The following is a 14,752-nucleotide window of genomic DNA, read 5'->3' as shown; positions in this document are numbered from 1 at the left end:
GACACCAGTGACACCGACACCAGTGACACCGACACCTGTGACACCGACACCTGTGACCGGATCCCGCCACCCACGATGACGACGTCGACCACCACCCCCGCCGCAGAAGGCCGCGGCGCGGAAGCGCGCACAGAGAGTACTGACATGCTGAGAATTGCCGTGCCCAACAAGGGCTCGTTGTCCGAAACCGCCGCCCAGATGCTCCTCGAGGCCGGCTACACCGGCCGCCGGGACCCCCGCGACCTCGTGGTCGCCGACCCGCGCAACGGGGTCGAGTTCTTCTACCTCCGCCCGCGCGACATCGCCACCTATGTCGGCTCCGGTGCCCTGGACGTCGGAATCACCGGCCGCGACCTCCTGCTCGACTCGCACTCCCCGGCGCGGGAGATCGCCAGCCTCGACTTCGGCGACTCCACCTTCCGCTTCGCCGGACCCGCCGGCCGGTTCACCACGCTCTCCGACATGGCCGGGCTCCGCGTCGCCACGAGCTACCCCGGCCTGGTCGAGAAGTTCCTGGCCGGCCACGGCGTCAGCGTCGACCTGGTCACCCTCGACGGCGCCGTCGAATCCGCCGTGCAGCTCGGTGTCGCGGATGCCGTCGCCGACGTCGTCTCCACCGGCTCGACCCTGCGCAAGGCCGGCCTGGAAATCTTCGGCCCGGTCATCCTCGAGTCCACCGCCGTGCTGATCAGCTCAGAGAACGAGAATCCGGGCGTCGCGACCCTGCTCCGCCGGCTGCAGGGCGTGCTCGTTGCCCGCCAGTATGTGCTCGTGGACTATGACGTTCCCCTCGACAAGCTGGATGCGGCCTGCCGGCTGGCCAGCGGCATCGAGTCGCCCACGGTCTCGTCGCTGCGCGACCCGGACTGGGTCGCTGTGCGCGTGATGATCCCGCGGGTCGACACCAACCACGTGATGGACGCGCTGTACGAGCTCGGCGCCCGGGCCATCCTCGTCAGCACGATCCACAACGCACGCCTGTAACGCGGGTTCCGGTGGAGAATATGACTGTGGAGCGCAAAACATGACCCTGTCGGTGCGTGTGATCCCGTGCCTCGACGTGGCCAACGGACGCGTCGTCAAGGGCGTCAACTTCCAGAACCTCCGGGATGCCGGTGACCCGGTCGAGCTTGCCCGCCGGTACTACGAGCAGGGCGCCGACGAGCTCACCTTCCTCGACGTGACCGCGACCGTGGACAACCGCTCGACCACCTACGACGTCGTGCGCGCCACGGCGGAGCAGGTGTTCATCCCGCTGACTGTCGGGGGCGGCATACGCAGCGTCGAGGACGTGTCCCGTTTGCAGGCGAACGGGGCCGACAAGGTCGGGATCAACAGCGCCGCGATCGCCCGTCCGGCGCTGATCGCCGAGATCGCCGACCGGTTCGGTTCCCAGGTGCTCGTGCTTTCGCTGGACGTGAAACGGAGCGAGCGCACCGAATCCGGCTTCGTCGTCACCACCCACGGCGGCCGCACCGAAACCGACCTGGATGCCCTCGCCTGGGCCCGCACCGCCATCGGCCTGGGTGCCGGCGAGCTGCTGGTGAACTCGATGGACGCCGACGGCACCCGGCAGGGCTTCGACCTGGAACTGATCACGCTGATGCGTGAGCTGAGCACGGTGCCGCTCATCGCCTCCGGCGGGGCCGGCCGGCTCGAACACTTCCCGCCCGCCATCACCGCCGGCGCAGACGCCGTGCTCGCGGCATCCGTGTTCCACAGCGGTGAACTCACGATAGGCGACGTGAAGCGCGAGCTCGCGAACGCCGGAATGCTGGTGCGCTGATGAGCCCCCTGATGAGCATCGAGGACGGACTGGAGAAGGCCGCCTTCACTTCCGACGGCCTGCTGCCGGCCGTGATCCAGCAGTGGGACACGCTGGAGGTGCTCATGCTCGGGTGGATGGACCGGGAGGCGCTGCGGCGCACGCTCACCGAGGGCCGGGTCACGTTCTGGTCCCGCAGCCGCCAGGAGTACTGGCGCAAGGGTGACACGTCCGGGCACGCGCAGTATGTGCGCTCGGCCGCACTCGACTGCGATGCGGACACCCTCCTCGTCACGGTCGACCAGATCGGCGTGGCCTGCCACACCGGCACCCGCACCTGCTTCGACGGTCGCGGCCTCGAGGTGCTCGTCGGTGACCCGCAGTCGCCGGGAGCACCGTCGGGGGCCGCGGAGTGAGCCCCACCGGCACCACCACCCCCGCCGAATTCGCCGAGCTCACGGCCGATCACCGGGTGATCCCGGTCATGCGCGAGCTGTTCGCCGACGGCGAGACGCCCGTGGGCATCTTCCGCAAGCTGGCCGACGGAAAACCGGGCAGCTTCCTGCTCGAATCGGCCGAGCAGGGCGGCATCTGGTCGCGGTTCTCCTTCGTCGGAGTGTCCTCGTTCGGCGTCCTCACACAGCAGGGCGACGAGTCGCACTGGCTCGACTACGGACTGTCGGAGGAGCGAGCCCTCGGCGACGCAGCCGGTCTCGGCCCGCTGGCCGCCCTCGCCCACCTGTACGAACGGTGGCAGACCCCGCGGCTGCTGGGCCACCCGCCGCTCACCGGCGGCCTGGTGGGCTTCATCGGCTGGGAGGCCATCCGCCAGATCGAACGGCTGCCGGACCAGCCCCCGGCCGACTATGACGTTCCCGGCCAGGCCTTCAGCTTCGTGGCCGACCTCGTCGTGATCGACCACAAGTTCGGCACGGTCCAGCTGATCGCCAACGTGCTCAACGACGGCCACGAGACCGAAGCCTCACTGTGGGCCGGCGCCCAGGCCCGCCTCGACGCGCTGCAGGCCCGGCTGGCCCGGCCGAACGAGGCCTGGCTCGCCGAGGTGGACCTGACCACCCTGCCGAACCCGACGAACCGCACCGAACGAGCCGATTTCCTCGCCTCCGTCGACACGGCGAAGCAGCACATCCGTGACGGGGACGTGTTCCAGGTCGTCATTTCGCAGCGGTTCGACCAGGACTGCACCGCGCATCCGATCGACGTGTACCGGGTGCTCCGCAGCCTCAACCCGAGCCCGTACATGTACCTGCTCAGCATGCTCTCGCCCGCCGGCGAGCCCTACTGGATCGTCGGCTCCTCCCCGGAGGCGCTGGTGAAGGTGCAGAACGACCGCGTCTTCACGCACCCCATCGCGGGCTCCAAGCCTCGCGGGGCGACGCCGGAGGAGGATGCCGACCTCGAGGCCGAACTCGCGGCCGACGAGAAGGAGGGTGCCGAGCACCTCATGCTCGTCGACCTCGCCCGGAACGACCTGCTCAAGGTCTGCGCCCCCGGATCGGTCGAGGTGACCGAGTTCATGCGGGTCGAGCGCTTCAGCCACATCATGCACCTCGTGTCGTCGGTGGAGGGCAACCTGCTGCCGACGAAGACGGCCCTGGATGTCTTCCGGGCGACGTTCCCGGCCGGCACGCTGTCCGGCGCTCCGAAGCCGCGCGCGCTGGAGATCATCGACTCGCTCGAGCCCGCCCAGCGCGGCGTCTACGGGGGAGTGGTCGGCTACTTCGGGTTCGCCGGCGACGCGGACCTGGCCATCGCCATCCGCACCGCCCTGATCATGGACGGGGTGGCCCGGGTGCAGGCCGGCGGAGGCCTCGTCGCCGACTCCGACCCGGCGTCGGAGTACCAGGAATCGCAGAACAAGGCCGCTGCGCCCCTCCGGGCGGTCGCCGTGGCCAACGCGATGAAACGGGTGTCCTGATGCCCGGCGGCCGGCGCCTGAAACTCGGGCTCATCCTCGGCGTGCTCGCCGCCAGCGGGCTCGCCCTCCTCTCCTGGACCCAGGTCTGGATTGTGGCGGGCGTCGCGACGAGCGGCTCGGCCCAGGAACACCTCGAGGTGACCGGGACGACGGCCTCACCGGCGCTGACCGCGCTGGCCCTGGCCGGCCTCGCCCTGGGCGCCGCCCTCACCATCGCCGGGCCGATCATCCGCGTGGTTCTCGGCCTGCTCGAGGTGCTCCTCGGGGCCTCCGTCTTCCTCGGCGCCTTCCTGGCGCTGCGCGACCCCGCGGGGGCGAGCGCCGCGGCGGTCACGGATGCCACGGGCATCTCCGGCAAGGAATCGATCGTCGTCGCACTGGTCGATCCGACCGTGTCCGCCTGGCCGTTCGTTGCCCTGGCCTCGGGGGTCTTCATGGCCCTGGTCGGTGTCGGCATCGTCGTCACGGCCCGCCGCTGGCCGGGCCCGACGACCCGCTACCAGAGCGTCCGGCTCGAGCCCGCGCGTCCGACCGGCGCCGACGACACCGCGGAGGCGCCGCCCCGCGACGCCGTCGACGACTGGGACGAATTGAGCCGCGGCGACGACCCGACCACCGGTCGGTCCCGCTGACCGCCCGGCAGGCGCTGGGCCGCTAGACTTGTTTCGCCCGTCAGGGCACCAAAATCATTACCCCAATATCAACGCATAAGAGGAGAACCATGAGCTTCGAGTCGGACCCCGGTCACGGCCATTCGACGGCGGCGTGGACCGCCGTCACGATTATGCTTCTCGCTTTCACCATCGGAACCGTCGCGTTCTTCTTCGACCTGGCGTGGCTCGTCTGGGCCTCCGCCGGCCTCCTGCTCGTCGGCGCCATCGTCGGGTGGGTCATGGCGAAGGTCGGCTACGGCGTCGGCGGTTCCCGGTTCGCGCCAGAGAGTCATTGACCGAGTGCTGATCGAGCTCCTTGCCGGTGCCGTGGCCGACGCCGAAGCGCGCCGGGCCGTCCGGCCGTACGCCGAGGTCGAGGCGGCGGCCCTCGTCCGCGCCCCGGCGCTAGACGCCCTGTCCGCCCTCGCGCCGGCCGAACGCGTCAAGATCATCGCCGAGGTGAAGCGCGCCAGCCCCTCCAGGGGCCGGCTCGCCGAGATCCCCGACCCGGCCGCCCTCGCCGTGTCCTACGAGTTCGGCGGGGCCAGCGCCATCAGCGTGCTCACCGAAGGCCGACGGTTCAAGGGGTCGCTGAACGACCTGGAGCAGGTGCGGGCCGCCGTGAGCATCCCCGTGCTGCGCAAGGACTTCATCGGTGACCCGTACCAGGTCTTCGAGGCCAGGGCCGCCGGAGCCGACCTCGTGCTCCTCATCGTCGCCGCGCTGGACCAGGGAACCCTCCAGTCCCTGCACGACCTCGTGCGCGAACTGGGCATGACCGCGCTGGTCGAAACGCACAGCGCCGACGAGGTGCACCGGGCTCTCGACATCGGCGCCAGCCTCGTCGGGGTGAACGCCCGAGACCTGTCGACGTTCGAGCTCGACCAGAACCTGTTCGGAACGCTCGCCGACCGCATCCCGTCCGGCGTCGTGCGCGTCGCTGAGTCCGCGGTCAAGACGGCGGCCGACGTCGCCCATTACCGCGCGGCCGGCGCCGACGTCGTGCTCGTCGGCGAGGCCCTCGTCACGAACGATCCCATCCGTACCCTCACCGAGTTCCTGGCGGTTTAATACATGTCTTTACGCACAGAATCCGGCCCCTACTTCGGCGACTTCGGCGGCCGCTGGGTGCCCGAATCGCTCATGGCCGCCCTCGACGAACTCAGCGCCGAATACGCCCTCGCCCGCGAGGATCCCGCCTTCGCCGCGGAGCTGATGGAACTGCACCGCACCTACACGGGCCGGCCCTCGATCATCACGGAGGTGCCGCGTTTCGCCGCCCACGCCGGCGGCGCCCGCGTCATCCTCAAGCGGGAAGACCTCAACCACACCGGCTCGCACAAGATCAACAACGTGCTCGGCCAGGCGCTGCTCACCAAGCGGATCGGCAAGACCCGGGTGATCGCCGAAACCGGCGCCGGCCAGCACGGCGTGGCCACGGCGACCGCCGCCGCCCTGTTTGGCCTGGACTGCGTCGTGTACATGGGCGAGGTCGACACCCAGCGCCAGGCCCTGAACGTGGCCCGGATGCGTCTCCTCGGCGCCGAGGTCGTCGCCGTGAAGTCCGGCTCCCGCACCCTCAAGGACGCCATCAACGACGCCATGCGCGACTGGGTGACCAACGTCGGCAACACCAACTACATCTTCGGCACCGTCGCGGGGCCGCACCCGTTCCCGGCCATGGTGCGGGATTTCCAGAAGATCATCGGCGAGGAGGCGCGCCAGCAGGTCCTCGACCTCACCGGCCGCCTGCCCGACGCCGTCACCGCGTGCGTCGGCGGCGGGTCGAACGCGATGGGCATCTTCCACGCCTTCCTCGACGACACCGAGGTGGCCCTCTACGGCTATGAGGCGGCCGGGGAGGGCGTTGACACGCCCCGTCACGCCGCCACCATCACCAAGGGCAGCCCGGGTGTGCTGCACGGGGCACGCAGCCTCATGCTGCAGGACGCGGACGGCCAGACCATCGAGTCGCACTCCATCTCCGCCGGCCTCGACTACCCGGGCGTCGGGCCGGAGCACGCCTGGCTGGCGTCCATCGGCCGTGCCTCGTACCTGCCCGTCACCGACGCCCAGGCCATGGACGCGCTCCGCCTGCTCAGCCGCACGGAGGGAATCATCCCCGCGATCGAATCGGCCCACGCCCTCGCCGGCACGCTCGAGCTCGGCCGTGAACTCGGCCCGGACGCGACCATTCTCGTCAACCTCAGCGGCCGCGGCGACAAGGACATGGAGACCGCCGGCCGCTACTTCGACCTGCTCGACGCAGAGGCGGCACAGTCATGAGCGGCACCGGCACAGGCTCTGGCACAGGCGCCATCACCAGCGCGGTCGAGAAGACCATTGCCCTCCGCCGCGAGGCCGGCAGCGGCGCCCTGATCGGGTACCTGCCGGTCGGATTCCCGACCCTGCGCGAGAGCATCGACGCCGCCGTCGCGATCGTCAATAACGGCGTCGACATCCTCGAACTCGGACTGCCCTACTCCGACCCGGTCATGGACGGCCCGGTCATCCAGGCCGCAACCCAGCAGGCGCTGGCGGGCGGATTCCGGCTGCGCCACGGTTTCGAGGCCGTCAAGGCCATCACCGCGCAGGTCGACGCGCCCGTGCTCGTGATGACCTACTGGAACCCCGTGCTGCAGTACGGCGTCGACCTGTTCGCGGACGACCTGCTCGCCGCCGGCGGCGCCGGCCTGATCACCCCGGACCTCATCCCCGACGAAGCAGCCGAGTGGATGGCCGCCAGCGAACGAACCGGCCTCGACCGGGTCTTCCTGGCCGCACCGTCGTCCTCCGACGCCCGGCTCGCCCAGGCCGTCGCCGCGAGCCGCGGGTTCGTCTACGCCGTCTCCACCATGGGGATCACCGGCGCCAGGGCCGATGTCGACGCTGCCGCTCGCATCCTCGTCGACCGGCTGCACGCGGCCGGTTCGACCAGCACCTGCGTCGGAGTCGGCATCTCCACTCCGGAGCAGGTGCGCGAGATCCTCGGCTACGCCGACGGCGCAATCGTGGGTTCCGCCCTGGTGAAGGCGCTGTCCGACGGGGGAGTCGACGCCGTCGCAGCACTCGCGAAGCGACTCGCCGCCGGAACACAGGACATCCGCAACACGGGACATCCGGCCCGCCAACTAGGCTGAATTGATCGAGGCGGACGCGAATCCGCCGCCGAGTGACGCATGCACCACGATGAAAGGCTGTACACCAGTGTTTATGCCCCTGAGCATCCCGAGCCCCGAGTGGAGCTTCTTCGACCTCGGCCCGTTCCGCATTCACGCTTACGCGCTGTGCATCCTCGCCGGCATCATCGCCGCAACCATACTGACCTCGCGGCGCCTGACCAGGCGCGGCGGCGAGCCGGGCGTCGTGCTCGACATCATCCTCTGGGCCGTCCCGCTGGGCATTATCGGGGCCAGGATTTACCACGTCCTCACCCACCCCGGCGACTACTTCTACGAGGGCGCCAACCTGTGGGACGTGTTCGCGATCTGGAAGGGCGGCAACGCGATCTTCGGGTCGTTGATCGGCGGCGCCGTCGGTGCGTACATCGGCTGCCGGCTGTCCGGAATCCGCTTCTGGTCGTTCCTCGACGCCGTGGCGCCCGGCATGCTGCTCGCGCAGGCGATGGGGCGCCTCGGCAACTGGTTCAACCACGAGTTGTTCGGGCTGCCGACCACGTTGCCGTGGGGGCTGGAGATCGAGTCGACCAACGCCGCCTACCCGCTCGGCCTGCCGCCCGGGACGCTGTTCCACCCCACCTTCCTCTACGAGATCATCTGGAACCTGGTCGGCGTGGCCGTCATCATCCTGCTCGAGCGCCGGATCAACCTGCGCTGGGGCAAGGCCTTCGGCGTGTACCTCATCTGGTACGGCGCCGGCCGCAGCGTGTTCGAGAGCATCCGCGTCGACCCCAGCGAGATCATCCTCGGCCTCCGCACGAACGTGTGGGCCTCGATCGCCGCCGTCGTGCTCGGCATTGTCATCATCCTCGTGCAGCGGTACCGTCACACCGGCGTTCCGATCTCGGTCTATGTTCCGGGGCGCGAATGGAAGCGTCCGGACGCTGAGGTAGAATCTGAGGACAACGATTTTGAATCAGAGGATCACGGCGACGAAGCCGGCGAACCCATCGAATCGGGTGACGTCGCCGCCACAAGCACCCGCGACTCGCCTCCCCAGGACCGGTAACCACCCACGCGGTCCACGGCCGGTCCCGGTATGACGGGCCGGCGTGCAAGTCTCACCCTCCCACGGGCCAAAGTCGTCCCTACTTGCCAGTTACTTCGTGAGGACGGTCCCATGGCCCAGACATCACCCTTTTCCCGCTTCGGCAGCCCGCCCGAGCCGCAGGGCCTGTACAACCCCGCCGAGGAGCGTGACGCCTGCGGCCTCGCCATGGTCGCAACGTTGCGCGGCACGGCCGGGCACGACATCATCACCCTCGCGCTGGACGCGCTCCGCAATCTCGAGCACCGCGGAGCGGTGGGCTCGGATGCCGGCACCGGTGACGGAGCCGGCATCATCACCCAGATCCCGGATGCCTTCCTGCGCGAGGTCGCCGATTTCGCCCTGCCCCCTGCCGGCCGCTACGCGGTGGGCAACGTCTTCCTGCCCACCGACCCGACGCTCCGCAGCAGCATCAAGCGCCAGATCGCCCGCATCGCCCAGGAGGAGAACCTCACCATCCTCGGCTGGCGTGAGGTCCCCGTGCGCCCGAACGAGGTGGGCTCCCTGGCCCGCGCCGCGATGCCCGCAATCCAGCAGCTGTACGTGCAGAGCGCCCGCACGACCGAGTCCGGCGAAACGCTCGGCGGCATCGACCTGGACCGCCAGGCCGTGCGACTGCGGAAGCGCGCCGAACGCGAACTCGAGATCTACTTCGCCTCCCTGTCCTGCCGCACGCTCGTCTACAAGGGGATGGTCACGACGCTGCAGCTCGAGCCCTTTTACCCTGACCTCTCCGACCCGCGCTTCGTCTCGAAGCTCGCGCTCGTGCACTCCCGCTACTCCACCAACACCTTCCCGTCGTGGCCGCTGGCCCAGCCGTTCCGGATGATCGCCCACAACGGCGAGATCAACACCGTGCAGGGCAACCGCAACTGGATGAGTGCGCGCCAGTCGCAGCTCCAATCCGAGCTGCTGGGTGACCTCGCACCGCTGCTGCCGATCGTCACGCCGGGCGGCAGCGACTCCGCCTCCTTCGACGAGGTCGTCGAGCTGCTCAGCCTGTCCGGCCGCTCGCTGCCGCACGCCGTGATGATGATGGTGCCCGAGGCGTGGGAGAACCAGACCGACCTGGACGAGGAACGCCGCGCGTTCTACGAGTACCACTCGATGTCGATGGAGCCGTGGGACGGCCCCGCCGCGATCGTGTTCACCGACGGCTCCCTCGTCGGCGCCACCCTCGACCGCAACGGGCTGCGCCCCGGCCGGTACCTGATCACGGATGACGGCCTCGTGGTGCTCGCCAGCGAAATCGGCGTGCTCGACATCGATCCGGCCCGGATCGTGCGCAAGGGGCGCCTGCGCCCGGGCAAGATGTTCCTCGTCGACACCGAGGCCGGCCGGCTGATCGAGGACGACGAGATCAAGTCGGAACTCGCCGCCAGCGAACCCTGGGGCCAGTGGCTGGACGCCGGCCGGATCAACCTCAAGGACCTGCCCGACCGGGAGCACATCGTGCACCCGCCGGCATCCGTCGTACGGCGGCAGCGCACGTTCGGCTACACCGAGGAAGAGGTGCGGATCCTGCTCGCACCGATGGCCCGCACCGGCGCCGAACCACTCGGCGCGATGGGCTCCGACACCCCCATCGCGGTGCTGAGCGAACGCCCGCGCCTGCTCTTCGACTACTTCACCCAGCAGTTCGCGCAGGTGACCAACCCCCCGCTCGACTCCATCCGCGAGGCCGTCGTCACCTCCCTGAAGCTGGGACTGGGTCCGGAGCGCAACCTCCTGTCCGCCGGACCGGAGCACGCCCGGCAGGTTGTGCTCGATTTCCCGGTGATCGACAACGACGAGCTGGCCAAGATCCAGCACATCGCCGCCTCGCCCGGGAGCCGGACCACGACGACAATCCGCGGGCTGTACCGCTTCGACGACGGCCCCGACGCGCTGTCCGCGCGAATTGCCGAGATGTGCGACGAGGTCGACGAGGCCATCGAGGACGGCGCCCACTTCATCGTTCTCTCCGACCGCGATTCGACCAAGGATCTCGCCCCGATTCCCTCGCTGCTGATGATCGCCGGTGTGCACCACCACCTGATCCGCGCGCAGAACCGGATGAAGGTCGGCATCGTCGTTGAAGCGGGCGACGTGCGCGAGGTTCACCACGTCGCGCTGTTGATCGGCTACGGCGCCTCGGCGGTCAATCCCTACCTGGCCATGGAAACCTGCGAAGACCTCGTTCGCAGCGGATTCATCACCACCGTCACGCCCGAGAAGGCCGTGCGCAACGTGATCACCGCGCTGGGCAAGGGCGTGCTCAAAATCATGTCCAAGATGGGCATCTCCACCGTCTCCTCCTACGCCGGCGCGCAGGCCTTCGAAGCGGTCGGGCTGAGCCAGGCGTTCGTCGACCAGTACTTCACCGGCACGACGAGCAAGCTCGGCGGCGTCGGCATCGACGTGATCGCGGCCGAGAACGACCGCCGGCACGGCATGGCGTACCCGGCGGACGCCGCCGTGACGGCGCACGAGCGCTTGTCGACCGGCGGCGAATACCAGTGGCGCAGGGACGGGTCGCCGCACCTCTTCAACCCGGAGACGATCTTCCGCCTGCAGCACTCCACCCGCACGCGCCGCTACGACGTCTTCCGCGAGTACACGAAACTCGTCGACGACCAGGCGGAGAACCTGATGACGCTGCGCGGGATGTTCGCGCTGAACACCGGGCAGCGCCAGGCCGTGCCGCTCGACGAGGTCGAGTCGGTCGAGTCGATCGTGAAACGGTTCTCCACCGGCGCCATGAGCTACGGCTCCATTTCCCAGGAAGCCCACGAGACCCTCGCGATCGCGATGAACCGGCTGGGCGGCAAGTCCAACACCGGTGAGGGTGGCGAAGACCTCGACCGCCTGCTCGACCCCGAGCGCCGCAGCGCCGTGAAGCAGGTGGCCTCCGGCCGGTTCGGCGTCACGAGCATGTACCTGACCCACGCCGACGACATCCAGATCAAGCTCGCGCAGGGAGCCAAGCCCGGCGAGGGCGGCCAGCTGCCGCCGACCAAGGTGTACCCGTGGATCGCCCGCACCCGGCACGCCACGGCCGGGGTCGGCCTGATCTCGCCTCCGCCGCACCACGACATCTACTCCATCGAAGACCTCAAACAGCTCATCTTCGACCTCAAACGAGCCAACCCGAAGGCCCGGATCCACACCAAGCTGGTCAGCCAGTCCGGTATCGGCGCGGTCGCGGCCGGGGTCGCCAAGGCGCTCTCCGACGTCATCCTCGTGTCGGGCCACGACGGGGGGACAGGGGCCAGCCCGCTCAACTCGCTCAAACACGCCGGGACGCCCTGGGAACTGGGCCTGGCCGAAACCCAGCAGACGCTCATGCTCAACGGCATGCGCGACCGGGTCGTGCTGCAGGTTGACGGCCAGCTGAAGACCGGCCGGGATGTCATCATCGGCGCGCTGCTCGGCGCCGAGGAGTTCGGGTTCGCCACCGCGCCCCTCGTGGTCGAGGGGTGCATCATGATGCGGGTCTGCCACCTCGACACCTGCCCGGTGGGCGTCGCAACCCAGAACCCCGAACTGCGGGCGCGTTTCACCGGCAAGGCCGACCACGTCGTGAACTTCTTCGAGTTCATCGCGCAGGAGGTGCGGGAGTACCTGGCCGAGCTCGGCTTCCGCAGCCTCGAGGAGGCCGTCGGCCGCCGCGAGCTGCTCGACATGAACGGCGCGGTGCGGCACTGGAAGGCGTCGGGGCTCGACCTGGCGCCGATCCTGGTCGGTCCGGACTTCCCCGACTCCGAGCCGCGCCAGTACGGCCGGCCGCAGGAACACGAGCTGGACCTGCACTTCGACAACGAGCTGATCCGCCGCAGCGCGAGCGTGCTCGAGCACGGCGGGAACGTGCAGATCGCACTCCCCATCCGCAACACCGAACGCGCCGTCGGAACCATGCTCGGCCACGAGGTCACCCTCCGCCATGGCGAGAACGGGCTCCCGGCCGGATCCATCGAAGTCACCCTGACCGGATCGGCCGGCCAGTCCTTCGGCGCCTTCCTGCCCAGCGGCATCACACTCCGGCTCGAGGGCGACTCGAACGACTACGTCGGCAAGGGGCTCTCCGGAGGCCAGATCGTCGTGCGCCCCGACCGAGCCAGCTCGTTCCCGGCCGAGGAGAATGTGATCGCCGGAAACGTCATCGGTTACGGCGCCACCCAGGGCAGCATGTTCATCCGCGGGATCGTGGGGGAGCGGTTCCTGGTGCGCAACTCCGGGGCCATCGCGGTCGTCGAGGGTGTGGGCGACCACGCACTCGAGTACATGACCGGCGGCCTGGCCGTCATCCTCGGCGGCACCGGGCGCAACCTCGGGGCGGGAATGTCCGGTGGGACCGCGTATGTGCACGGTCTGCGCACCGAACTGGTCAACCGCGAGGCCCTTGAGTCGGGCGAACTCGTGCTGACCCCGCTCGGCGGCGCCGACCGGGAAATCGTCCGGGACCTGCTCGAGCAGCACCGCGACCAGACCGACTCCGAGCTGGCAAGCCGGCTCCTGGCCGATCTCGAAACCACCCTGTCGACCTTCGTCAAGGTGTTGCCGCGCGACTACGCGGCCGTACTGGAAACCAGGCAAGGCGCCGTCGACGAGGGTCTCGACCCTGACGGCGTCGTGGTCTGGAACCGCATTTTGGAGGCAACCAATGGCTGACCCGAAGGGTTTCCTCAAGACCACGGAGCGGGAGCTCCCCCCGCGGCGCCCCGTGTCGGTGCGGCTGATGGACTGGAAAGAGGTCTACGAGCAGGGGGACGCGGCCGTGCTGAAGCGCCAGGCCGGGCGCTGCATGGACTGTGGAGTGCCGTTCTGCCACCAGGGCTGCCCGCTCGGCAACCTGATCCCCGAGTGGAACGACCTCGTCTGGCGAGACGAGGGGCGCCAGGCGATCGAACGCCTGCACTCGACCAATAACTTCCCCGAGTTCACCGGACGACTCTGCCCGGCACCGTGCGAATCATCCTGCGTGCTCAGCATCAACCAGCCGGCCGTGACGATCAAGCAGGTCGAGGTGTCGATCATCGACCAGGCATTCGCCAGCGGCTGGGTTCAGCCGCAGCCGCCGGGCCGCCTCACCGGCAAGACCGTCGCCGTCGTCGGCTCCGGACCGGCCGGCCTGGCCGCCGCGCAGCAGCTCACCCGCGCCGGGCACACCGTCGCCGTGTTCGAACGCGACGACCGCATCGGCGGACTGCTGCGCTACGGCATCCCGGACTTCAAGATGGAGAAAAAGCACCTCGAGCTGCGCCTGGCCCAGATGACGGCGGAGGGCACGCGGTTCCGCGCGGGCGTGAACATCGGGGTCGACATCACCTGGGATGCCCTGCGCACCCGCTATGACGCCGTGGTGATCGCCACCGGCGCCCTCGTCCCGCGCGATCTGCCGATCCCGGGCCGCGACCTGCCCGGCGTGCACTTCGCGATGGAATACCTCGTGCAGCAGAACCGGGCGGGCGCCGGCGACACCGTCGAGGCGCAGATCGACGCCGCGGGCAAGCATGTGGTCGTGCTCGGCGGCGGAGACACCGGTGCGGATTGCATCGGCACGGCGCACCGCCAGCTCGCCGCATCCGTCACGAACCTGGCCATCGGCCGGCAGCCGGGCGAGGACCGCCCCGACCACCAGCCCTGGCCGATGTCGCCGACCCTGTTCGAGGTGTCGAGCGCGCATGAAGAGGGCGGCACGAGGCAGTTCCTCGCCTCGACGGTCGAATTCCTGGCCAACGAGGTGGGCGAGGTCCGGGCCATCCGGGTCGCCGAGACCGAGTACATGGACGGCCGACGCGTGCCCCGGGCCGGGTCGGAGCGGGAAATCCCCGCCGACCTCGTGCTCCTCGCGCTCGGCTTCACCGGTCCCGAATCGCAGGAGCTCAGCCACCAGCTCGGCCTGCCGTTCGACGAGCGCGGCGCCGTGGGGCGCGACGGCGACTACCAGACCAGCCACGAGGGCATCTTCGTCGCCGGCGACGCCGGACGAGGCCAGTCCCTCATCGTCTGGGCGATCGCCGAGGGGCGGGCGGCCGCCGCGGCCGTCGATCGCTTCCTCGAAGGCGACACCCAGCTGCCGTCGCCGGTCACACCGACCGCCCGCCCGTTCTCCCTCTAACTAGACTTCCCCCCGGGGGATCTAACTTACGCAAGTCCCAATGCGCCCTGACAGCGCGGAAATCGGAG

12 protein-coding genes are annotated in these 14,752 nt (G+C 69.4%); all 12 read left to right on the top strand.

All coding sequences use genetic code 11. The features are described 5' to 3' along the window. Positions 1 to 144 precede the first annotated feature (144 nt). Complete coding sequence (gene hisG / locus BLQ39_RS04365; protein WP_092322025.1) at positions 145 to 984, top strand: ATP phosphoribosyltransferase; 840 nt, start codon at positions 145 to 147, stop codon at positions 982 to 984. Between the two features lie 40 nt (positions 985 to 1,024). Continuing rightward, positions 1,025 to 1,786, top strand: a complete 762-nt coding sequence (gene hisF, locus BLQ39_RS04360; protein WP_092322024.1) for an imidazole glycerol phosphate synthase subunit HisF — start codon at positions 1,025 to 1,027, stop codon at positions 1,784 to 1,786. An 11-nt stretch (positions 1,787 to 1,797) separates the two neighbouring features. After that, positions 1,798 to 2,181 (top strand): phosphoribosyl-AMP cyclohydrolase, encoded by a 384-nt coding sequence (gene hisI / locus BLQ39_RS04355; RefSeq protein WP_092322127.1) that lies wholly within the window; start codon positions 1,798 to 1,800, stop codon positions 2,179 to 2,181. Next, a complete protein-coding gene (locus BLQ39_RS04350; protein ID WP_092322023.1) occupies positions 2,178 to 3,704 on the top strand; it encodes an anthranilate synthase component I in 1,527 nt (508 codons plus the stop codon). The genes hisI and BLQ39_RS04350 overlap by 4 nt, the downstream gene beginning before the upstream one ends. Beyond that, positions 3,704 to 4,336 carry a Trp biosynthesis-associated membrane protein gene (locus BLQ39_RS04345; protein WP_092322021.1) on the top strand — a complete coding sequence of 211 codons (633 nt, stop codon included), beginning with the start codon at positions 3,704 to 3,706 and terminating at the stop codon, positions 4,334 to 4,336. Before BLQ39_RS04350 ends, BLQ39_RS04345 begins: the two co-directional genes overlap by 1 nt. 89 nt (positions 4,337 to 4,425) lie before the next feature. Next, positions 4,426 to 4,653 (top strand): DUF6704 family protein, encoded by a 228-nt coding sequence (locus BLQ39_RS04340; protein ID WP_092322020.1) that lies wholly within the window; start codon positions 4,426 to 4,428, stop codon positions 4,651 to 4,653. Positions 4,654 to 4,657: 4 nt separating this feature from the next. Continuing rightward, complete coding sequence (trpC, locus tag BLQ39_RS04335) at positions 4,658 to 5,428, top strand: indole-3-glycerol phosphate synthase TrpC (protein WP_092322018.1); 771 nt, start codon at positions 4,658 to 4,660, stop codon at positions 5,426 to 5,428. Between the two features lie 3 nt (positions 5,429 to 5,431). Next, positions 5,432 to 6,643, top strand: a complete 1,212-nt coding sequence (trpB, locus tag BLQ39_RS04330) for a tryptophan synthase subunit beta (protein ID WP_092322017.1) — start codon at positions 5,432 to 5,434, stop codon at positions 6,641 to 6,643. Then, on the top strand, positions 6,640 to 7,497 hold the full coding sequence (trpA, locus tag BLQ39_RS04325; RefSeq protein ID WP_092322015.1) for a tryptophan synthase subunit alpha: 858 nt from the start codon (positions 6,640 to 6,642) through the stop codon (positions 7,495 to 7,497). Before trpB ends, trpA begins: the two co-directional genes overlap by 4 nt. A gap of 73 nt (positions 7,498 to 7,570) precedes the next feature. After that, positions 7,571 to 8,545, top strand: a complete 975-nt coding sequence (gene lgt / locus BLQ39_RS04320) for a prolipoprotein diacylglyceryl transferase (protein ID WP_092322014.1) — start codon at positions 7,571 to 7,573, stop codon at positions 8,543 to 8,545. Positions 8,546 to 8,656: 111 nt separating this feature from the next. Beyond that, positions 8,657 to 13,234: a glutamate synthase large subunit gene (gltB, locus tag BLQ39_RS04315; RefSeq protein WP_092322012.1), complete on the top strand. Its 4,578-nt coding sequence runs from the start codon at positions 8,657 to 8,659 to the stop codon at positions 13,232 to 13,234. Next, positions 13,227 to 14,684 carry a glutamate synthase subunit beta gene (locus tag BLQ39_RS04310; protein ID WP_092322011.1) on the top strand — a complete coding sequence of 486 codons (1,458 nt, stop codon included), beginning with the start codon at positions 13,227 to 13,229 and terminating at the stop codon, positions 14,682 to 14,684. The genes gltB and BLQ39_RS04310 overlap by 8 nt, the downstream gene beginning before the upstream one ends. The last annotated feature ends 68 nt before the right edge of the window (positions 14,685 to 14,752 follow it).

The organism is Cryobacterium psychrotolerans (assembly GCF_900101115.1).
Lineage (GTDB): Bacteria > Actinomycetota > Actinomycetes > Actinomycetales > Microbacteriaceae > Cryobacterium > Cryobacterium psychrotolerans.
The sequence above is the reverse complement of the archived record's forward strand: the minus strand, read 5'-3'. Positions and strand labels throughout refer to the sequence as shown.

Excerpts from the sequence above, each read along its gene's own strand:
- BLQ39_RS04340 (WP_092322020.1), top strand. The coding sequence starts at position 4,426 with ATGAGCTTCGAGTCGGACCCCGGTCACGGCCATTCGACGGCGGCGTGG.
- gltB (WP_092322012.1), top strand. The coding sequence starts at position 8,657 with ATGGCCCAGACATCACCCTTTTCCCGCTTCGGCAGCCCGCCCGAGCCG.
- lgt (WP_092322014.1), top strand. The coding sequence starts at position 7,571 with ATGCCCCTGAGCATCCCGAGCCCCGAGTGGAGCTTCTTCGACCTCGGC.
- BLQ39_RS04345 (WP_092322021.1), top strand. The coding sequence starts at position 3,704 with ATGCCCGGCGGCCGGCGCCTGAAACTCGGGCTCATCCTCGGCGTGCTC.
- hisG (WP_092322025.1), top strand. The coding sequence starts at position 145 with ATGCTGAGAATTGCCGTGCCCAACAAGGGCTCGTTGTCCGAAACCGCC.
- trpB (WP_092322017.1), top strand. The coding sequence starts at position 5,432 with ATGTCTTTACGCACAGAATCCGGCCCCTACTTCGGCGACTTCGGCGGC.
- hisF (WP_092322024.1), top strand. The coding sequence starts at position 1,025 with ATGACCCTGTCGGTGCGTGTGATCCCGTGCCTCGACGTGGCCAACGGA.
- hisI (WP_092322127.1), top strand. The coding sequence starts at position 1,798 with ATGAGCATCGAGGACGGACTGGAGAAGGCCGCCTTCACTTCCGACGGC.
- trpA (WP_092322015.1), top strand. The coding sequence starts at position 6,640 with ATGAGCGGCACCGGCACAGGCTCTGGCACAGGCGCCATCACCAGCGCG.
- BLQ39_RS04310 (WP_092322011.1), top strand. The coding sequence starts at position 13,227 with ATGGCTGACCCGAAGGGTTTCCTCAAGACCACGGAGCGGGAGCTCCCC.